Genomic DNA, 19,733 nt, shown 5'->3' with positions numbered 1-19,733 from the left:
ACGACACTGGCCCGCGCGGCTCATTGGCCAAGACGACGTTTGGCCCGTAAGCGCAGGGCCAGGTAGGCCATGGACGCAAGCAGCAGGACCCCGAGAAGCGTGAACAGCATGAGCGCAATGACGTTCTGCGAGAGGTACCACTGCAGATAACGCAACGGACCCAGGCGCCCGACGTAGTAATCCTGCTCGGCAACCAGCGATTCGACCTGCTTGCCCTTGACCACGACCAGACTGCCTTGCAATTGCCGGGCATTTTCTTCGCTGCTGAGCAGGGCACTGGTCACGTCGGCCAGGCCGCCGGGCCTTGTGCCGGCGATAAACACCACGCTGCGCCCACTCTTGAGCGGCGATTCGAATCCGGTCAGATAAGCACTGCCGTCCTCGGCGCTGAACCTGAAGCTGCTGCGCGCTTCACGCCGATTGGTTTGCGTATCCGGGCTGATCCAGTTGCGCAGACGCAAGGGCAGGTCAGACAGTTCAAAGTACTGAGCAGCGTCTTCGCCCCTGGCCGGCAGAAGGTGCTGCCATTGATCCAGCAGCGGCTGATTGTTACCCGAGGCGAGCACCAGCAAATCCCGGTCGCTTTGCTCGGCCATCTGGTCGGCGTGGACCACCTTCACACCGGTGGCCGGATAACCGGTGGAATCGCCGAAGCGGCCCAGCAGGGTCAGATAGGCGCTCAGATCGGCCGGGCCTGGCTCGTTGGGCAGGATCACCGATGTTTCAGACAAGTCGGCCATGCGGGTGAACGGGAAGCCACTGTCCTTGAACACCCCGAGGTTGGGCATCGCCATGAAATGTTCGTATTGGCTGAGGTCCAGGGTCGAGTCCGGGTCGATCACACCGCGCATGTTGTCGATGATGATGTCGCGGCATTCGCCCTGTTTGATGTAGTCATACATGAAACGAAATTGCAGGCGCGATTGCAGCGCGACTGAATTGAGCGGCAACAGCATGCGCGACGTGCGGGCCAGGCTGTCGTCGGTTTTGAGCATCGACAGCAGGCTGTCGCTGCTGCCGAGTTTCTCGATCGAAGGCAGGTCGATCGACTTGATGAAGGTGTCGTTGAAACTGATCAGCAACGAAGAGTTGGTGGAGACCGGTTGCGGCGTATAGCGGTATTTCAGGTCAAGTTGCGCACCGGGCTCACGCCAGTTGAACAGATCGGGTGGCAAGCGCAGGGCAACGGTCATTTGTCCCGGGTTATAACCCGACACATTGAGTTCTGCGGGTTTCGCCAGTTCACCCAGACGAACCGGGCGATCGGAGGGCAACCAGTTTGGCGCGTCGTACGGTTGGCGTGGCTTGAGCGAATCGATCCGGTCGATCACCACGCTCTGCCCGGAAAAGGCCGAGCCGCCGAGGACCAGCGCTGTCGCGGCGACTTTGAGATCGGCGCCATCGCGCCCGGAGACGATCAACAGTTTGCCCTGAGCATCATTGGGGTTGCTCACGAGGGTCAATGTCGGCCCGGTGGCCTCTTTGATCGGCAAACCACTCAAGGTCGTTGACTCGCTGGCGCTGATAAACACCACCGCGTTGCCTTTGGCCGGCAGGCTGCTGAGGCTGGCTGGAAAGGTGGCGCCGCGGTAGCTGGCCAGTGCGCCGAACCAGGAAGACAGGATGCCGGCGGCTTCAAGCTCCGGACCGCTTGGGCGCGCGGCGAACACGAAGGGCAGCTTCAGGGGCGAGGCGTCTCGACGATCGAACAGAGGCTGCGGCAGAGCGGACAGGTCGTTGGGCTGCTTAATCGAGGACACCTGGAGGCTCAGCTGGCTCTCGTTGCCGATCCTGGCCCACAGGCTGGAGTGCAAAGGGTCTTCACATTGCATCGTGTAATGACCGATGAACTGCAGGCTGAGCCGGTTGAATTCGGTGATGGTCTGCGGCGGAATCTGCACGGTCCGGGTCTGCACTTTACCGGCCTCTTCCTTCGGGAGGGGCAGGCTGGCGGCCACTTGATCGTTGATCAGCACGTTGATTTGCGAAAGATCGGCCAGCAGCGCCGGTGAGTAGCTGTACTGCAGCGTGACCTGCGCAGCCGTGACGACTTCATCGGCGCGCACATCGAAATTCACACTGTCGGTAGCCTCCACGCCTTTAAGGGTCATCGAATAGCTTTTGCCCAGCTCCTTGAGGGTGCGGGTATAGCTGTTGCCCGGGGCATCGGTCCCGGGCAACGACGTGACCGGCATCACCGCCGTGTCCGTGGCGCTGATTGGGGCGGCAGCACTCAAGGCATAACCGGTCCAGCCCACTAGCGAGCAGGCGATCAGCATGAGTGTGCGGCGAGGAAGAAAGGTCCGGCGAGTGGAAGGCTTCAAGATCGTTGCGTGTCCGCGGTGGAGTCGATAGGTGATGGAGCGACCGGGTGTTTGCGCAGTAGCGCGTGGCTGTCCTTCAGGGTCGCAACGAACAGGCGCAGGATGGCGCGCAAGCCAATGCTGCTGACCTCGCGCAATGCCGACATGGGCGCGTCCAGGCGGCCGTTACCCCAGGTGTTGGCCCAGGTGTCGGCCCGTGAAAAGGTCAGTCGCACCAGTTCACTTTGCTGGCGCAGGGTCAACGCCTCGAATTGCACGCCCGTCACGTTGTCGTTGCTGAAGATCGTTGTGGCGGGAAAGAGGCTTGAGGGCGGTGTGCGCAGAATGCACAGCCGCACTTTCTCATCGACGCTGAGCTGAACCTGCGGTGGCAGTGCCAGGCCCACGCCGTTTTGTGAGAAGTCCTGGGTTCTGCAATCGAACGAGGTGCCGTCTTCGCGATAGACGCGCACAGGCAGATCTGCGGGCACCCTGGGTTCGGTACGCACCTGAGAGGACTCGGTGGCCACCGCCACGGCGGTGCTGACGATGATGATGTTGTACACCGTCCAGGCCAGGTTGATCAGCAGGGTCGTGACCTGGGCCGAATCACTCCCGATCAGTTTCACCACGCCGATCACCAGACCGATCATGTTCAAGGTCAGCAGGACGATGTAAGGCCGCGCGAGCTTCCAGTCGAAATAGTCCTTTTCGATGGTGCCGCCCTTGTCGGTCACGTTGAACTTGCCCAGCGAAGGGCTGATCAGGGCCAACAGTACCGGTCGCATGATGTACCAGGCCAACACCGACTCATAGACTTCGTTCCAGAAGGAATGGCGGAAGCGCCCCTGGATGGCGGAGTTGGTCAGGCTGGAATGGAAAATATGCGGCAGCACATAGACCGTGACCATCAGCGCCGAGGCATGGAAAATCTGCGCGTCGAACATCAGGTAGGCCAGGGGTGCGGTCAAGAACACCAGGCGAGGCAGGCTGTAGAAAAAGTGCATCATGGCGTTGAGGTAGCAGATGCGCTGCCCCAGGTTCAGACCTTTGCCAAACAGCGGATTGTCGGTGCGAAAAATCTGCGCCATGCCCCGTGCCCAGCGTATGCGCTGGCTGATGTGCCGGGAAAGGCTTTCGGTGGCCAGGCCCGCCGCTTGTGGAATGGCGAGGTAGGCGGTGTTGAAACCACGGCGATTGAGCTTGAGCGCCGTGTGCGCATCCTCCGTCACGGTTTCGGTGGCGATGCCGCCGACTTCCAGCAAGTGAGTGCGCCGGATGACCGCGCAGGAGCCACAGAAGAATGCTGCGTTCCACAGGTCGTTGCCGTCTTGCACCAGGCCGTAGAACAGTTCACCTTCGTTGGGTACCGAGCGAAAGGTATCGAGGTTCTTTTCGAACGGATCCGGTGAATAGAAAAAGTGCGGCGTTTGCAGCAACGCCAGGTTCGGGTCCTTTAAGAACCAGCCCATGGTGATCTGCAGGAAGGAGCGGGTGGGCACGTGGTCGGCGTCGAATATGGCGATGAATTCGCCATCGGTGACCTTGAGTGCCTCGTTGAGGTTGCCGGCCTTGGCATGTTGATTGTTGTCGCGGGTGATGTAGTTGACACCAATCTGCTCACAGAAAACCTTGAATTCCTCCCGGCGTCCGTCATCGAGCATGTGCACCCGCAGTTTGCCCTCGGGCCAGTCGATGGCCTGAGCCGCAAGCACTACCAGTTTGACGATGCCCAACGCTTCGTTGTAGGTGGGGATGAAGACATCTACCGTCGGCCATTCAGCGGGCGGTTGTTGCAGAAACTGCGGTGTGCGGTGCAGCGGCCAGGCGGTCTGTACATAGCCGAAGACGAGGACGAGCAAGGCATACAGTTCGGCCAGCACCAGCCCGTAGCCAAATACGGCATCCTGCCAGTTGTCGAAGCCCAGGGTGTCGGTCAGGCGCCAGTACATGTAGCGCAGCGAAGCGATCAGCGAGAGGGTGATCAGGGTCAGGATCGCCAGACGCCCGGCTTGCTTGCGGATGATCAGGCTGGCGGCAAAACAGACGGCGGCAAACGCGGCCTGGGAATACAGGTTCAGCGGCGCAGTGAGGATACCCAGCACCAACATTGCAGCGATCAGCCCGGCCGAGATCTTCAGGCCTTGGCGCCAACGCAGGGGCCAGCGACTGACGCGAGCCTGGAAAGAATCCAGTAGCTGCTGCAACCACCATGTCTTTGCAGGCAGCTGATTGAGCCGGGCGGTCATGGCGTGTCCTGCTGACTTGAAGCATCCGCCCAAAGCAGGGCATGGACCGCGCCTGACAACGAAAGAATGTCCTGACAGCCAATGCTCTCAGGTGCGTACTGCAACAGGTCCCGACCATAGGCCAGCGACTCGTTGAACTGGTGATCGAGGCGAATCGTCCCGATCAGGTTGGCACCGAGTCGCCGCCGAAACAGCACGCCCATGTCCCTGCAGAACGAACGCGAGTCATCCCGTTGGTTGAGTACATACCGTTGTCGCTGCGCGCGTCGCCGACTGGTTTCCAGCCACTGGGTCATGGTATCCAGCGCCAGGTAGGAAGCCGCGTCGGCCACCGTCATCACCAGCACCAGATCGGCTGCATCGAGTGCCTGTTGCGAATACACGGTCGCACCCGAAGGCGTGTCCAGGATCACGGTATCGTTTTCGCTGAGGTCCATTGACGCAAGGTGCTGATTCAACCAGTCAGAATCTTCAAGCATCAATTGCTTGAGCAATCGGCGATCGTTCACCTCGCCAGTGCCGAAGGGCAGGCACTCGCTGTCGCCAAAGCCCGGCTGGCGATGAGCGCTCCAGTCTGCGCCCTGCTCTTTGAGCTGGATCAGCCCGGGAACCTGCCTGGTGACACCCAAGTGGCTGGACAGCGCGTTCTGAGGGTCCAGATCAATTGCGATGGTTCGCCCGCCAGGGCGCCGAAGTGTTTTCGCGAGGCCGGCGGCGACGGTGCTTTTACCCACCCCACCATTCGCCGAAACGATAGCGATGACCTTCGCCCTGGTTCGCTTGCGAGTCGTTTCTGGCAGACCGTCTCGACGAACCTGTTTGAGTTCACGCAACAGGTCGCTCAATCGCTGACGGTCACCTGTAGCAGAACTCGCAGGTGGCTCGGTCAGGAAAGAGGATTTTGGCGAAGGTAGCGAGAGGGCAGCATTCTTCACGGGCTCGACCGGCGCGCCAATCAATAAAGCAGGCTGTGGCTCGTCCAGTAGAAACACGGGGGGCGTTGGTGTTGGGGGAGGCAATGCCACTGACGGCTCTGGCTCAGTCAGCGCAGGTGTAACCGGGTCTTCTTTGAAGTCTTTATAGTTCGGTTGTATTTCCTGGTAGCTTTCCGCATTGGCGCCAAAACGTGTAAAGAGTTTCGTAATGTCGTCTACATATTTCATGCGTTGTACCAGGAATGAAATAGCTCAGGAACTCAGCATTCCATTAACTTGACAAAGTTGATGCGTAGTCTGGATGTTGGCAGAGTGCCACTAATCTAGGGTGCCTGCGTCCTGGTGTCAATGAATGTTATAAGAAGTCAGTGAGGCTTGTTGGTGTTGGGCTGAGCTTTTATCAAAGCGTTGCGTTATTCGTGGGAAGTATACGTATTGGAATGCGCCCAATAATTACTGTTCAATGCGGTGTAATGTGATGGTAGGTAATGGGTATATTAGCGCGATGGGAGGCGAGTATTGATCGCCTTCGATGGTTTGATGCCGGGTTATATATTTAAAGAAGTTGACTGATGTATCTGAAGGAGTAGTGGCGACTTCAAAATATACTTGTGCGGATAAGGCGCCGGGTGTCGCGGATGTCGGGCAACGTAAAATCGCAAAGAAACTTCCCGTCTGGCTACAGCGACTGAACATCAACACGCCTTATCAAGCGACCCATTTGAAAAACGGACATGGCGATTCCTGGCCCGCCGTTCACCGGCAGGCTCAATGTTAATTTTGTTCAGGGTTGTGTTCGGGACACTTGGCGCTGCGCTGGGTAAAGTCATGATCGCTCGCTCGCCCGGCCTGGTGTGTTTCAGACGGATTACTGAATGGCCAGCAACTGGTCAGGGTGGGCACCCATTCAGACAAGGTGCAGGCGACAGGCTGAGACATTCAGCTAACGTTCAATCGTTCGCCTCGCCAGTCGCGTTACACACACTCTCCCCTGAGGTGACTGGCGGGGTGAACCCTTGGCGTCGTGGTCCCTTGTAGATGAGCCAGGGCATGTAGAGCAGCGCTGCCATCAGTAAGATAATCATGAAGTCACCGCCCCGAGCAGGTCTTGGGCATCCACCCAAAGCGATGCCCTGATGCCCCCATTGCATGCGCCGCCCTCCGTGACTGGATGCGACAGAGGTAGTGGCATTTTGATTTCTTTTGAGCTATTTATCTCTATGGCCGGCATGGAGCCGGTTCAAGGAGATGAAATGGTCACTGATCGCGAAATTGCACTTGAGCAGGCCCTTGTAGCAATTATTGGAGAGGCCATCGCCAGCGGGTTTGATGTCAAAAGCCTGATGGACAACGCGGCAGCCGGCTTACTTGGAAGTGCTTCGTACCGCTGGGTTGGGCATCCGCATGTGTCAAACGCCCTTCAGGTGATGATTGATGCTCATGCGCAGGCATTGGACACCATGCCCCCGCAGTAATTGAAGTTTCAGGTTTCAATACCCGTTCTGGCAAACGCTTCAAACTGTCGCGATTACTTTTCCGTAACTGCGATTTCAGGTCGCGACATGCTCGCAATGCGGGCGGACTCTTCGGCCGGCACCGTGGCGAGGGTGATCAGGAGCGTTGACGCAGTCTCCTGCCATTGCGTGACCGGAAGCGACAGGTGGAGATTCCAGGTTTCGGTGTTCAGCTATGCTTTCAGCACTTTGTTCAAGAAATGGATTTCACTATGAGCAGCGTAAGAAAGCCGACACAGCGAGAAATCTCCGATGCCTTGGAACTTAGCGAAAGCGAGGTCGCGTTGTACGTTGCAGACGTAGAGGAAAAGGCTGACGGCTCGGGGCACTGGATCTTTTTCAGCGTATTGACGCCTAACGACGTACTGTTCTGGCTCAGGGTCGGTAACAACCTGAGGCTTGAAACAGATGCCATAAACCTCCTCTGGACAAAACAATCACCGAGTATCGCTCGGTAGGTTTCCGGGATCGCGCTTTAACTGCGCCAAGCTCTTATCCTTAAATGCTCACGAGACCTTTTCGCTGGTCTCGTAGATGCCTGTTCTTTTATCACCTGTTAGAGGTCCGGTTTGAACACGCCGGCGGCCCCATCGACAGTATGTCCGAGGGCAATAGCGTCATTGCCGCCGATTGGCGGCGTTATCCGCGATCAAACCTCGCTGATGTTGACCCAGCGCTGTTCCCGTGCCGCCAATCGAACCGCCGCCGCCAGTCGCTCCACTTCCAGGGCTTGCTCGAAATCAGTGCCGGCTTGCCCGTGTCCGGCCAAGGCCATGATCAGCTCATGCACTTCCAGCGTCTTCAACTCGTTGTAGCCCAGCTGATGCCCCGGCGCTGGACTGAACGCTGCGTATCCAGGCAGGTTCGGCCTCGCAGCGCCGCGACCAGGGGGCGCTGGATCGGCCATGAGGTCTTCGCTGAATTCGCCTTGAAAGCTGATGATCTCACCGATCAGGTCATCGATTGTGATGTTCCATGCCGTTCGTGGCGGCAGAAGGTGGTTAATCCCAGTCGTGACTGAGCTTTGGGTTGATGGGTGGGATGCATTGCAAGGTGGCGAGATCCAGCAGCGTGAAGTGGCCATCCATCCAGCCGCCAGTGTCGATGTGATACACGTTCCCGAGTACGGCAGGCTGACTCAGACGCGTGTGGCCCACGATCACTGCCCGAATACCCTCCACGCCTGATGGGTTTTCTTCAGTGATCCGCTTGCGCGACCACAGGAGCGTTGCGGCTATGTGATCCGCTTCGAATTCCGATCCGGATAGTGCACAGATCATTTCTCCCCAGCTGCCCTGAGGTACATCGGCGTGCACGATGCCTATCAGGCCTTGCGCCGTCTCGACCTCGATCACCAGCGGCAAGTCCTGGAGAATGTTCGCGTAGCAGTCCTGCTCAATGCTGGAGAGGCCGTAGAACCAAGCTCCACCATTGATCAAGTGCATGTAGCTTTGAGCGCCGGTGCAGCCAGCGGCGTACGAATCGACGCTCATCTGCTCATGATTGCCGCGCACAGCATGAAACCAGGGCTTGCGTAAAAGCCATTCATCGACGTCCAGAGATTCAGGGCCTCGGTCAATCAGGTCTCCGACGCTGAACAGTCGGTCTGCCGACGGTTCGAAGCCGGCCTTGTCTAGCGCAGACTGCAGTCGGGTGAAGTGTCCGTGAATATCGCCGACAGCGAAATCCCGACCCGCCGTGTTTGCGGCGAAGCGCTTCACGCGCGATACCTCGGTCGTCTGGAGCATGCAAAGTCCTCCGCTTGCCGTTCACCGGCAGGCTGGCAGGTCAATTATGAAACAAATAAAAATAAGTGGGAGGGGCGGGAGATGCCGTTCGGCTAACGTTGATCGTTCGCCCCGTCAGTTTCCGCCCAACTGCAGGGACATCTACCCCCAAGAACCATCACTTTTTCGGCGATTTACTGCTGGAAGGAATATGCAGGTAAGACATTACGCTTTCGGTCAGCTCTGTCGCCAACTTGACGGCTTCTTTATTGCGGGCCATCACACCCGCCACCAATCCTTCGATCAAGGCGAGCACGGCGATGTTGGAGCTGGTCATGACCGGATGGTCGGCGGGGGCAAATAGCACGTGTTCGGCAATGCTGGTGAGAGGCGATGCGGGTGAGTCGGTGATTGCCAGCACCGAGGCGCCGCGCTCATTGGCAAAACGCGCGAGTTGCAGGGTGTCGAGGGAATAACGCGGCAGGGAGATCGCCAGCAGTACGTCCTGATCGGTGATGGCGGCCAGGCGGTAAGCGGCGTTTTCGTTGCCGCCTTCCATGCTGATGGCGGTGGCGTCCGCACAGAAGGGCATCAGGGTCGAGGCGGCCAGACCGGCGAAGTAGACGCTGTTGCCAAAGCCGAGGATGTAGATTTTACGTGCCTCGGTCAGGCGGGTGACGAACGCTTCAAAGGCATCTTCATGGTTGTTGGTCGCTGCCGTGGCGAGGTTGCTGGTGGCGCTCTGGATTTGCTCATGCAGGCCAAATGCGCCACCCGGTCGATGCGCCAGTTCATTGCGAAGCTTGTCGACCGGCGACACCATCTGCTGCAAAGTCGCCACCAGCTCGGCCTTCATGCCGGTGTAACCACCGAGGTTCAGCGCTTTGGCCAGACGGTTGACGGCGGCGGGAGAGGTCAATGTCTCGTGTGCCATCTCCTCAATGGTCAGCGTCGCGGCTTTGAGCGGGTGACGCAGGATAAAGTCCGCCACCTTGCGCAGTGACGGCGGCAGTTCGGAAACGATTTCCGTCAGTTTGCGCATGACCGGTGCGGCATAGACAGTGGTGTCTTTCGATGGGGTTGGCATATCCAGCTCAACATTTCCTGAAGGTGAGAGAAGGGCTGTGCCTGATGCCCTGACAAGATTGGCTGGAGTGTATCCGAAGCCAACCCTGTCAGGGCAGCGCCGAGCAGTGGATGGGTGGGCGGCGGTCTTACTTCAAACTCCCGGACAGAAATTGCCGCAGACGCTCGGACCGTGGATTGGCCAGCACTTCACGCGGATTGCCGCGCTCTTCGACCCGCCCCTTGTGCAGGAACACCAGTTGATTGGAAACCTCGCGGGCAAAGCCCATTTCGTGGGTCACGACCACCATGGTGCGTCCTTCGAGTGCGAGATCCTGCATGACTTTAAGTACTTCGCCGACCAGCTCGGGGTCGAGTGCCGAAGTCGGTTCATCGAACAGCATCACTTCAGGTTCCATGGCCAGTGCACGGGCAATCGCCACGCGCTGTTGCTCTCCACCGGACATATGCGCCGGCCAGGCGTCCATGCGGTGTGCCACGCCGACTTTGTTCAGGTAGTGTTCGGCTTTTTCCCGGGCTTCTCGCTTGTTCATGCCAAGCACATGCACCGGAGCTTCCATGACGTTTTCAAGGGCACTCATGTGCGACCAGAGATTGAAGTGCTGAAACACCATCGATAGCCGCGAACGCATGCGCTGCAACTGCCTGGGTTCGGCAGCCTTGAGCCCGCCGAGTTTATTGGTCACCAGCTTGAGCTGTTCGCCATTGAGCACGATGTTGCCGGCGTTGGGTTGCTCCAGCAGGTTGATGCAACGCAGGAAGGTGCTTTTGCCGGAGCCGCTGGAGCCGATAATGCTGATGACGTCACCGGCTTTCGCTTCCAGGGACACGCCCTTGAGCACTTCGTGGGCGCCGTAGCTTTTGTGAAGATCCTGAATTTCAAGTTTGTACATGGTTTCAACTCTCTGGAATCAGTCGCTGAGCAAACGGCCTTGGCGAATAGGGGCGTTACCGGCCACTTTGGCCAACCACAAACCGGGCTGGGCAAAGCGCAGGCGTTCACGGGCATACAGGATGCCGTCGGTGCTGGCGTGCACCACGCTGTGGTGATCGGTCAGTGGATCAATCACTTCGAAGAGCGGATCGCCGACCTTGACGTGGGCACCCAACGGTTGCAGATAACTCACCACCCCCGGGTGCGGCGCATAGGCATACTGCGCGCCAGCGAAAGGCATCGCTTCACAACGACTCGGCGGCGCTACAGGCCAGTCACCGCTGATCAGGCCTTGCTCGGCGAGATAGCCGAGAATGGCCTGGGCACTGTCGACACATTGCTCGGGCTCGGTGTCAGCCATGCCACGCAATTCAATCGTGGTGGCCACGCACGCCAGCGGAATATTCGCTTCAGGAAAGCGCTCGGCCAGGCGTAGCCAGGGAATTGCGCAGGCTTCATCGAAGGCGTTGCCTCCCGCCGCCTCGGCCAGCAGGGCCACGCCAGCGCCGAGGCGGGCGGCCAATGAGCACAAGCGGGACCAGTTTTGCGGCATGGCATACAGCAGCATGATCGACTCGAAGTCGCAGTGCAGGTCCAGCACCACATCGGCATCACAAGCATGCTGCAGCAACAGGCGCCGCAAGCCATCGAGTTCCGATGTCGGTGCCGGCATGTTGGTCAGGGCATCGCCCATGGCGCGGCGGATCAGTGTGATGTTGACGCTGGCATCGTTGCCCAGTTGACCTTCCAGTTGCTGCGCCACGGCTTCGGCGAGTTCCGGGAAGTCGCGATTGAAGTTCTTCCCGCTGGAGAACTCAAAGCGCCCCTGATGGGTGGCCTGGAACATCTGTGCGATACCAATCGGATTGGCCATCGGCACCAGTTCGATCACCCCGGTCAGGCGACCTTGATCTTCCAGTTCTTGCAGACGGCGCTTGAGTTCGACGGCAACGCGCATCCCCGGCAGCTCGTCGGCATGCAGGGAGGCCTGGATGTAGGCCTTGCGCGGCCCGCTGCCAAAACGAAACAGCGACAACTTTCGTTCTGTGCCCGAGGCACTCCACGGCAAAAGGTATTGAATGTGCTTCATAACGCTCCTTAGTGCTTGCGCGGTGCCAGATAGGCCAGCCAGCGGCGCTCGGCCAGCTTGAACAGACGAACCAGGAGGAAGGTCAGGGCCAGGTAGATGAGGCCGGCAGTGATGAATGCCTCGAACGGCAGATAAAAGCGCGAACTGACGGTTCGCGCGGCACCGGTGATATCCACCAGCGTGACGATGGACGCCAGGCTGGTGGTCTGCAGCATCATCAGCACTTCGTTGCTGTACTGCGGCAGCGCCCGGCGCAAGGCCGACGGCAGGAGGATGCGGCGGTACAAGGTCAGGCGCGACATGCCCACTGCCTTGGCGGCTTCGATCTCGCCGTGGGCCGTGGCCTTCAAACTGCCGGCCAGGAGTTCCGCGCTATAGGCGCTGGTATTGATTGCGAAGGCCAGGCAGGCACAAAAGGTCGCGCTGGACAGGTAAGGCCAGAGCGCGCTTTGACGTACCGCTTCGAACTGCGCCAACCCGTAGTAGATCAGGAACAATTGCACCAGCATCGGGGTGCCGCGAATCACGTAGGTGTAGAGCCAGGCCGGGAGGTTGATCAGCGGTGATCGGGAGACGCGCATCAGCGCTATCGGAACCGCAAGCACCAGGCCAACGGCCAGGGAAATCAGCAGCACTTTCAGGGTCACCAAAGCGCCGTTGAAATACAGCGGCAGGTTTTCCAAGATCAGGTTGTAGTCGAGAATCATGGGGGGCTCCCAGTCACAGTTCGGCGGCTTTGATGCCGACCGAGTAGTGTTTTTCCAGATAGCGCAGCACCAGCAATGACACGCTGGTCAGCATCAAGTAGAGCGCGGCAACCGCGAGGAAAAACGTGAACGGCTCATGGGTGGCGTCCGCTGCGTTTTTGGCTTTGAACATCATGTCCTGCAAACCGATCACCGAGATCAGCGCGGTGGATTTGGTCAGTACCAACCAGTTGTTGGTGAACCCGGGAATGGCGAAACGAATCATCTGCGGCACCAGAATCCGCCAGAACACCTGAGTGCCACTCATGCCGTAGGCCGCGCCAGCCTCACCCTGACCTTTAGGGATCGCCATGAAGGCGCCACGAAAGGTCTCCGAGAGATAGGCACCGAAAATTAAGCCCATGGTGCAGACACCGGCGATGAAGGGATTGATGTCGATGTACCGGGTGTAACCGAGTGCGAGGGCAATGCGGTTCATCAGATCCTGGCCGCCGTAGAAGATCAGCAGGATCAACACCAGGTCAGGAATACCGCGAATCAGGGTTGTGTAACCTTCGCCCAGCACCGCCAGCCATTTGAACGGCGATAAACGAAAGGCTGCGCCGATCAGGCCCAGGGAAATGGCCATGGTCATGGAGGTCAGGGCCAGATTGATGGTCAGCCAGGCGCCATCGAGAATGCTCGATCCGTAGCCGTGAAGCATGATGAAATTCCTCAAGCGAGCGCCGGGAGGCGCGCAAGACAAGCCAAAAGCGGCGCCCGCAAGGGGCCGGCGCCAGGGTTTCGGATAAAGGCTTATTCGCCGTAGATATCGAAGGCGAAGTACTTGCCCATCACTTGCTGGTACTTGCCATTGGCGCGGATCGCGTCAATTGCTGCACTCAGGCGGGCGACGTTCGCGCTGTCGCCTTTGCGCACCGCGATCCCGGCGCCTCTGCCGAAGTATTTCGGGTCGTTGATGTCCGGCCCTGTCAGTGCGAAACCCTTGCCCAATGGTGTTTTGATAAAGCTCTCATCGGTGTTGACGATGTCTGCAAGCGTGGCGTCCAGGCGACCCGCTGCCAAATCGAGGAAGGCTTCATTTTGCGAGGAGTAGCGCACCACCAGGGCGCCGGCTTTCTCAAGCTGCTCGGTGGCGAAACGGTCATAGGTCGAGGAGCGTTGCACGCCCAGTTTCTTGCCTTTGAGATCGACCAGCGGGTCGTTGATCACGCTACCGGTCTTCATCGCGAACTTGCCCGGCGTGTGGTAGTACTTTTTGCTGAAATCGACCGACTTCATACGGTCTTCAGTGATCGACATCGACGACAGCACAGCATCGATCTTGCGCACTTTCAGCGACGGGATCATGCCGTCGAATTCCTGGATGACCCACTCGCATTTGACCTTCATCTCTTCGCACAGCGCGTTGCCAATGTCGTAATCGAAACCACTGACGTTGCCCTCTGGCGTCTTGAAGGAGAAGGGCGGGTAGGCGGCTTCGATACCGATACGCAGGCTGTCGTCGTCGGCGTGTGCCAGCAAGCTTGCGGCGCACAGTGCCAGAGCACCTAGAAGTTCTGTCTTGTACATATTGTTGACTCCTTGGATGGGGCGTTGGGGTGATACGGGGTTACCGTCCGGTCTGGCGAGGTGGACTGTCCTGATGATTTGCGAGGGTATAAATGACATAAAATAATTCACAAATCAACTTAATGAAAATAAGCATATCAGAGCAAGGCTGCACGCAGGGCACTGGTGGACTGACCTCACCTGTGTCATCAATCCTTTGAGCAAAAAAAACGGGCGCCGATAAGGCGCCCGTTTTTTTATTCCGGTATCAAGGTTTTTGCGCAGTCGGAAACTGAGCCAGTTCGCAGTACTGCGCTGTCCTTAGCGTCGATCCAGCCAAACCGTTTGCGCATTACAGAACTCGCGCACCCCGAAGTGCGAGAGCTCACGGCCAAAGCCACTCTTCTTCACGCCACCAAAACTGACACGGGGATCGCTGGCGCTATAGCCGTTGATGAACACGCCGCCGGTTTCAAGTTCGCCGGCCATCTGCCGGGCGAGTTCGACATTGCGCGTGAAGATAGTGGCGGTGAGGCCGAACTCGCTGTCATTGGCCAGCTCCAGCGCATGGGCTGCGTCTCGGGCCGTGATGATTGAGGCCACAGGACCAAACAACTCCTGTTTGAACGATGTCATCTGATCGGTCACGTCGCCGAGTACCGTGGGCTCATAGTAGTTGCCGGGGCCTTCAGCCTTCTTTCCACCCATCAGCAGCGTCGCGCCTTCTTCCAGTGTGTCGCGCACCTGTTGATCCAGCTCGTCGCGCAGATCGAAGCGAGCCATCGGGCCGATGTAGGTGTTGGTGGCGAGTGGATCACCGCCGACCAGTTGCTGGGTGGCCTCGACGAACTTGCGGGTAAATTCCTCGACGATGCCTTGCTCGACAATCAGGCGTTTGGCGGCGGCGCAGACTTGTCCGGTGTTTTGAAAGCGCCCGATCACCGCGGCTTTTACCGCCTCATCGAGGTCTGCGTCGTCGAGCACAATGAATGGGTCGGAGCCGCCCAGTTCCAATACACACTTCTTCAGTGCGGCTCCGGCCTGAGCGCCGATGGCCATGCCTGCACGGACGCTACCGGTGAGGGTGACTGCCGCGATACGTGGATCGGCGATCGCCCTGGATACACCCTCCGGCGTGACATTGATGACCTCGAAAACACCTTCAGGAAAGTCCGCTTGCTGGAAGGCTTCCAGCAGCAGGTAGGCGCTACCCATGACGTTTGGCGCGTGTTTGAGCACGTAGGTGTTGCCGGCGAGCAAGGCGGGGACCGCGCCGCGCAGGACTTGCCAGATGGGGAAGTTCCACGGCATGACGGCGAGAATCGGGCCGAGCGGGCGATATTCAATGCGTGCCTTGTCGCCTTCAACCAAGGTCGGTTCTGAACTCAGCATGGCGGGGCCGTGTTCGGCGTACCACTCGCAGAGCTGCGCACATTTTTCAATTTCACCGCGGGCCTGAGTAATCGGCTTGCCCATTTCCTGGGTGATCATGTTCGCCATGGCCTGCGCATTGTTGCGCAAGGCCTGGCCGAGGTTGATCAACAGCTGCGCGCGCTGCTCAACCGGCTTGCTGCGCCAGGCACGAAACCCGGTAGCGGCCCGCGTCAGCGCGGCCTGTAATGCCGAATCGGATTCGAAAGGGTAATGGCCGATCTGCTCGCCGGTGGTCGGGTTGATCGAAATGGCATGGGTGAGGCTGGAAACGTTGGTCATGGCACCGTCCTGCGGGGTGGGAATGTGCTCAGGTTATGGGGGTATATGTTTTATGGAAACTGAATAATACTGAGCATAACGTTCACGTTTGGAGAATGAATTGGATCTGGTTCAGCTCGAAATTTTCAAGGCTGTCGCCGAGCACGGCAGCATCAGCGTGGCCGCCCAGCATATCCACCGGGTGCCATCGAATCTCACGACCCGGATCAAGCAGCTCGAGCTGGACTTGGGGGTGGACCTGTTTATCCGCGAGAAGAGTCGTCTGCGCCTGTCGCCGGCTGGCTGGAGCTTTCTGGATTACGCTCGGCGTATTCTCGACCTGGTTCAGGAGGCGCGGGCCACCGTGGCAGGTGAAGAACCGCAAGGAGCCTTCGCCCTGGGCTCGCTGGAAAGTACTGCAGCGGTACGCATTCCAGAGCTATTGGCCGCCTATAACCAGAAGCACGCAAAGGTCGAGCTGGACCTGTCCACCGGCCCCTCCGGGACGATGATCGATGGGGTGCTGTCAGGGCGGCTGGCCGCGGCATTTGTCGATGGCCCGGTGTTGCATCCGGCACTGGAGGGCGTGCCGGCATTCGAAGAGGAAATGGTCCTGATCGCACCGCTCAACCATGAGCCGATTCATCAGGCCAAGGATGTGAATGGCGAAAACATCTATGCCTTTCGCTCCAACTGCTCCTATCGCCATCATTTCGAAAGCTGGTTCGCCAATGGCGCGGCGGTGCCCGGCAAGATTTTCGAAATGGAGTCCTATCACGGCATGCTGGCCTGCGTCAGCGCCGGTGCCGGCCTGGCGCTGATGCCCCGCAGCATGCTCGAAAGCATGCCTGGATGCACGACGGTCAGCGTCTGGCCGTTGTCGGAGTCGTTCCGCTATCTGCGCACCTGGCTGGTGTGGCGCAGGGGGACGGTGTCGCAGAGCCTGACGATGTTTGTGCGTTTGCTTGAGGAGCGTGGGGTGGTGTTGGTCGAAAAATAGTGGAAAGTTAACGGTCTGCGCTGAAAAACCGGATAATGGCGGCCAAATCGTTTAGCTCGTTATTCTGGTAAGCACGCATGGAAATCAAGGTCAACTTTCTCGACAACCTTCGACTTGAGGCCAAGTTCGACGACTTCACGGTGATTGCCGATCAACCCATTCGCTACAAGGGCGATGGCTCGGCACCGGGGCCGTTCGATTACTTCCTGGCTTCGTCAGCGTTGTGCGCGGCGTACTTCGTGAAGTTGTATTGCGAGACTCGCAATATCCCCACCGAAAATATCCGCCTGTCGCAGAACAACATTGTTGATCCGGAAAACCGCTACAACCAGATTTTCAAGATTCAGGTCGAATTGCCGGCGGACATCTCCGCCAAGGACCGACAGGGGATCTTGCGCTCCATCGACCGCTGTACGGTAAAGAAGGTGGTGCAAACCGGGCCTGAGTTCGTGATTGAAGAGGTCGAAAACCTCGACGCCGATGCCCAGGCGTTGCTGATGCCGCATTCGACTGGCGAAGCGGGCACCTACATTGTGGGCAAGGACCTGCCGCTGGAACAAACCATCGCCAACATGTCGGGCATCCTGGCCGACCTGGGCATGAAGATTGAAATCGCTTCGTGGCGCAATATCGTCCCCCATGTGTGGTCGCTGCACATCCGCGATGCACACTCGCCAATGTGTTTTACCAACGGCAAGGGCGCGACCAAGGAAGGCGCGCTGGCATCGGCGCTGGGCGAGTTTATCGAGCGGCTCAACTGCAACTTCTTCTACAACGATCAGTTCTGGGGCGAAGACATCGCCAATGCGGCGTTTGTGCATTACCCGGACGAGCGCTGGTTCAAGCCTGGCTCGAAGGATGAACTGCCGACTGAAATCCTCGACGAGTACTGCCTGAAGGTTTACGACCGGGATGGCGAGTTGCGTGGCTCGCATCTGTACGACACGAACTCCGGCAACACCCAGCGTGGCATTTGTTCACTGCCGTTTGTGCGCCAGTCGGACAATGAGGTGGTGTACTTCCCGTCCAACCTGATCGAAAACCTGTTCCTGAGTAACGGGATGAGCGCCGGTAACACGCTGGCCGAAGCTCAGGTGCAATGCCTGTCCGAGATTTTCGAGCGAGCGGTCAAGCGCGAAATCCTCGAAGGCGAAATGGCCCTGCCGGATGTGCCGCAGCAAGTGCTGGCGAAATACCCGGGCATTCTGGCGGGTATCCAGGCCCTGGAAGAGCAGGGCTTCCCGGTGCTGGTCAAGGATGCATCGCTGGGCGGGGAGTTCCCGGTGATGTGTGTCACCTTGATGAACCCGCGTACCGGTGGCGTGTTTGCCTCGTTCGGCGCGCACCCAAGCCTGGAAGTGGCGCTGGAGCGCAGCCTGACGGAACTGCTGCAAGGGCGCAGTTTCGAAGGACTGAACGATCTGCCCCAGCCGACCTTCGAAGGTCAGGCGGTGACTGAGCCGAACAACTTCGTCGAGCACTTCATCGATTCCAGCGGTGTGGTCTCGTGGCGCTTCTTCAGTGCCAAACCGGATTTCGAATTCGTTGAGTGGGATTTCTCCGGTCAAGGCGAAAACTCCAATGCCGAAGAGGCCGCGACCTTGTTCGGCATTCTCGAAGACATGGGCAAAGAAGTGTACATGGCGGTCTATGAGCACATCGGCGCCAAGGCCTGCCGCATTCTGGTGCCGGATTACTCGGAAATTTATCCGGTAGAAGATTTGATCTGGGATAACACCAACAAAGCGCTGCAGTTCCGCGCCGACATCCTCAATCTGCACAGTCTGAGCAAGGTCGGCCTGAGAACGCTGGCCCAGGGTCTGGAAAACAGCGAGCTGGATGATTACACCGACATCACCACCTTGATCGGCATCGAGTTCGACGACAACACGCCTTGGGGCAAGTTGACGATCCTGGAGCTGAGGCTGCTGATTTATCTCGCCTTGCAGAAGTTTGATCAGGCCAAGGATCTGGTGGAAGCCTTCTTGCAATACAACGACAACACCGTCGAACGCGGCTTGTTTTATCAAGCCGTGAACGTCGTGCTGGAAATGCAGCTGGACGACGATCTGGAACTGAGCGACTACGAGGTCAACTTCCGCCGGATGTTCGGTAACGAGCGGATGGACGCAGCGATAGGGTCCGTGGATGGCAGCGTACGTTTCTACGGTCTGACGCCGACGAGCATGAAACTGGAAGGGCTCGACAGGCACCTTCGTCTGATCGACAGCTACAAGAAGCTGCACATGGCGCGGGCGAGGGTGGCGGCTTTGTACAGCTGATAGCGATAACAAAAAAGCACCTTGGGTGCTTTTTTGTTTTTTGGCTATGACATGGGCTGTGGCTGCCTATGAGGAAGCTCTTCTATATAGAAGGGCGTTCTGGTCCTTCTATATAGGCGTCCTTTGGGGCGATTTGCAGGTTGTTGATAGAAAACCCGAATCAGTGCTTGACGGCAGATTATAGATGTCTATAATTCGCCCCACTTCCGGCGCAGTCGAAACGGAAAACTCCTTGGTAAACAACGAGTTACGCAGTTTTGACAGCAGGTTGCTTCAGGTCATCGAAGCCAAAAGGAAGTTGAAAAAGAGGTGTTGACAGCAGCGTGTAACGCTGTAGAATTCGCCTCCCGCTGAAGAGAGATCTGAAGCGCAAGTGGTTGAAGTTGAAAAGGAAACTTGGAAAACTTCAGAAAATAATCACTTGACAGCAAATGAGGCTGCTGTAGAATGCGCGCCTCGGTTGAGACGAAAGCTCTTAACCAACCGCTCTTTAACAACTGAATCAAGCAATTCGTGTGGGTGCTTGTGGAGTCAGACTGCTAGTCAACAGATTATCAGCATCACAAGTTACTCCGCGAGAAATCAAAGATGTAACCAACGATTGCTGAGCCAAGTTTAGGGTTTTCTCAAAACCCAAAGATGTTTGAACTGAAGAGTTTGATC

The 19,733-nt window shown here is 58.1% G+C and carries 15 protein-coding genes and 1 pseudogene; 4 read left to right on the top strand and 12 right to left on the bottom strand.

The features are described from left to right. Nucleotides 1–20 precede the first annotated feature (20 nt). From bcsB to bcsQ, 3 genes are read right to left on the bottom strand one after another with little or no spacing between them, the layout of a single operon-like run. Nucleotides 21–2,324, bottom strand: coding sequence for a cellulose biosynthesis cyclic di-GMP-binding regulatory protein BcsB (gene bcsB, locus KW849_RS30200; RefSeq protein WP_256357457.1), 2,304 nt, complete (start codon nt 2,322–2,324; stop codon nt 21–23). Beyond that, nucleotides 2,321–4,552 (bottom strand): UDP-forming cellulose synthase catalytic subunit, encoded by a 2,232-nt coding sequence (gene bcsA / locus KW849_RS30195; protein WP_218433685.1) that lies wholly within the window; start codon nt 4,550–4,552, stop codon nt 2,321–2,323. Before bcsA ends, bcsB begins: the two co-directional genes overlap by 4 nt. After that, entirely contained in the window at nt 4,549–5,715 is a 1,167-nt protein-coding gene (gene bcsQ / locus KW849_RS30190) for a cellulose biosynthesis protein BcsQ (protein WP_218433683.1), read from the bottom strand. The genes bcsA and bcsQ overlap by 4 nt, the downstream gene beginning before the upstream one ends. A 965-nt stretch (nt 5,716–6,680) precedes the next feature. Here bcsQ and KW849_RS30185 point away from each other — a divergent pair. Both KW849_RS30185 and KW849_RS30180 read left to right on the top strand, forming a co-directional pair. Continuing rightward, nucleotides 6,681–6,962 (top strand): hypothetical protein, encoded by a 282-nt coding sequence (locus KW849_RS30185; RefSeq protein ID WP_218433673.1) that lies wholly within the window; start codon nt 6,681–6,683, stop codon nt 6,960–6,962. A gap of 251 nt (nt 6,963–7,213) precedes the next feature. Next, entirely contained in the window at nt 7,214–7,459 is a 246-nt protein-coding gene (locus KW849_RS30180) for a hypothetical protein (RefSeq protein WP_218433671.1), read from the top strand. Between the two features lie 191 nt (nt 7,460–7,650). Here the strand turns inward: KW849_RS30180 and KW849_RS30175 are convergent. From KW849_RS30175 to KW849_RS30135, 9 genes and pseudogenes are all read right to left on the bottom strand, one after another. Beyond that, nucleotides 7,651–7,875 (bottom strand): annotated as a pseudogene (locus KW849_RS30175) (gfo/Idh/MocA family oxidoreductase); the annotation flags it as partial. Between the two features lie 127 nt (nt 7,876–8,002). After that, nucleotides 8,003–8,749 (bottom strand): metallophosphoesterase, encoded by a 747-nt coding sequence (locus KW849_RS30170; protein ID WP_218433668.1) that lies wholly within the window; start codon nt 8,747–8,749, stop codon nt 8,003–8,005. A 157-nt stretch (nt 8,750–8,906) separates the two neighbouring features. After that, nucleotides 8,907–9,815 carry a MurR/RpiR family transcriptional regulator gene (locus KW849_RS30165; protein WP_108219313.1) on the bottom strand — a complete coding sequence of 303 codons (909 nt, stop codon included), beginning with the start codon at nt 9,813–9,815 and terminating at the stop codon, nt 8,907–8,909. 127 nt (nt 9,816–9,942) lie between these two features. Then, complete coding sequence (locus KW849_RS30160) at nt 9,943–10,707, bottom strand: ABC transporter ATP-binding protein (RefSeq protein ID WP_218433657.1); 765 nt, start codon at nt 10,705–10,707, stop codon at nt 9,943–9,945. Between the two features lie 18 nt (nt 10,708–10,725). Continuing rightward, entirely contained in the window at nt 10,726–11,838 is a 1,113-nt protein-coding gene (locus KW849_RS30155; RefSeq protein WP_218433652.1) for a succinylglutamate desuccinylase/aspartoacylase family protein, read from the bottom strand. Between the two features lie 8 nt (nt 11,839–11,846). After that, on the bottom strand, nt 11,847–12,545 hold the full coding sequence (locus KW849_RS30150) for an ABC transporter permease (protein WP_218433648.1): 699 nt from the start codon (nt 12,543–12,545) through the stop codon (nt 11,847–11,849). 13 nt (nt 12,546–12,558) lie between these two features. Beyond that, complete coding sequence (locus KW849_RS30145) at nt 12,559–13,248, bottom strand: ABC transporter permease (RefSeq protein ID WP_218433646.1); 690 nt, start codon at nt 13,246–13,248, stop codon at nt 12,559–12,561. Between the two features lie 92 nt (nt 13,249–13,340). Next, a complete protein-coding gene (locus KW849_RS30140) occupies nt 13,341–14,117 on the bottom strand; it encodes an ABC transporter substrate-binding protein (protein ID WP_108219308.1) in 777 nt (258 codons plus the stop codon). 300 nt (nt 14,118–14,417) lie between these two features. Beyond that, on the bottom strand, nt 14,418–15,809 hold the full coding sequence (locus KW849_RS30135; protein ID WP_218433644.1) for an aldehyde dehydrogenase family protein: 1,392 nt from the start codon (nt 15,807–15,809) through the stop codon (nt 14,418–14,420). Nucleotides 15,810–15,909: 100 nt separating this feature from the next. On the opposite strand from KW849_RS30135, the gene KW849_RS30130 reads away from it, so the two are divergent. Both KW849_RS30130 and KW849_RS30125 read left to right on the top strand, forming a co-directional pair. Continuing rightward, nucleotides 15,910–16,788, top strand: a complete 879-nt coding sequence (locus tag KW849_RS30130; RefSeq protein ID WP_218433642.1) for a LysR family transcriptional regulator — start codon at nt 15,910–15,912, stop codon at nt 16,786–16,788. A gap of 77 nt (nt 16,789–16,865) precedes the next feature. Next, on the top strand, nt 16,866–19,070 hold the full coding sequence (locus KW849_RS30125) for an OsmC domain/YcaO domain-containing protein (RefSeq protein ID WP_218433633.1): 2,205 nt from the start codon (nt 16,866–16,868) through the stop codon (nt 19,068–19,070). Nucleotides 19,071–19,733: the final 663 nt, after the last annotated feature.

The organism is Pseudomonas sp. PDM26 (genome assembly GCF_019219185.1).
Classification (GTDB): domain Bacteria; phylum Pseudomonadota; class Gammaproteobacteria; order Pseudomonadales; family Pseudomonadaceae; genus Aquipseudomonas.
This window is presented reverse-complemented; position numbering and strand designations above follow the sequence as displayed.

Excerpts from the sequence above, each read along its gene's own strand:
- bcsA (WP_218433685.1), bottom strand. The coding sequence starts at position 4,552 with ATGACCGCCCGGCTCAATCAGCTGCCTGCAAAGACATGGTGGTTGCAG.
- bcsQ (WP_218433683.1), bottom strand. The coding sequence starts at position 5,715 with ATGAAATATGTAGACGACATTACGAAACTCTTTACACGTTTTGGCGCC.
- KW849_RS30180 (WP_218433671.1), top strand. The coding sequence starts at position 7,214 with ATGAGCAGCGTAAGAAAGCCGACACAGCGAGAAATCTCCGATGCCTTG.
- KW849_RS30170 (WP_218433668.1), bottom strand. The coding sequence starts at position 8,749 with ATGCTCCAGACGACCGAGGTATCGCGCGTGAAGCGCTTCGCCGCAAAC.
- KW849_RS30165 (WP_108219313.1), bottom strand. The coding sequence starts at position 9,815 with ATGCCAACCCCATCGAAAGACACCACTGTCTATGCCGCACCGGTCATG.
- KW849_RS30160 (WP_218433657.1), bottom strand. The coding sequence starts at position 10,707 with ATGTACAAACTTGAAATTCAGGATCTTCACAAAAGCTACGGCGCCCAC.
- KW849_RS30155 (WP_218433652.1), bottom strand. The coding sequence starts at position 11,838 with ATGAAGCACATTCAATACCTTTTGCCGTGGAGTGCCTCGGGCACAGAA.
- KW849_RS30150 (WP_218433648.1), bottom strand. The coding sequence starts at position 12,545 with ATGATTCTCGACTACAACCTGATCTTGGAAAACCTGCCGCTGTATTTC.
- KW849_RS30145 (WP_218433646.1), bottom strand. The coding sequence starts at position 13,248 with ATGCTTCACGGCTACGGATCGAGCATTCTCGATGGCGCCTGGCTGACC.
- KW849_RS30140 (WP_108219308.1), bottom strand. The coding sequence starts at position 14,117 with ATGTACAAGACAGAACTTCTAGGTGCTCTGGCACTGTGCGCCGCAAGC.
- KW849_RS30135 (WP_218433644.1), bottom strand. The coding sequence starts at position 15,809 with ATGACCAACGTTTCCAGCCTCACCCATGCCATTTCGATCAACCCGACC.
- KW849_RS30125 (WP_218433633.1), top strand. The coding sequence starts at position 16,866 with ATGGAAATCAAGGTCAACTTTCTCGACAACCTTCGACTTGAGGCCAAG.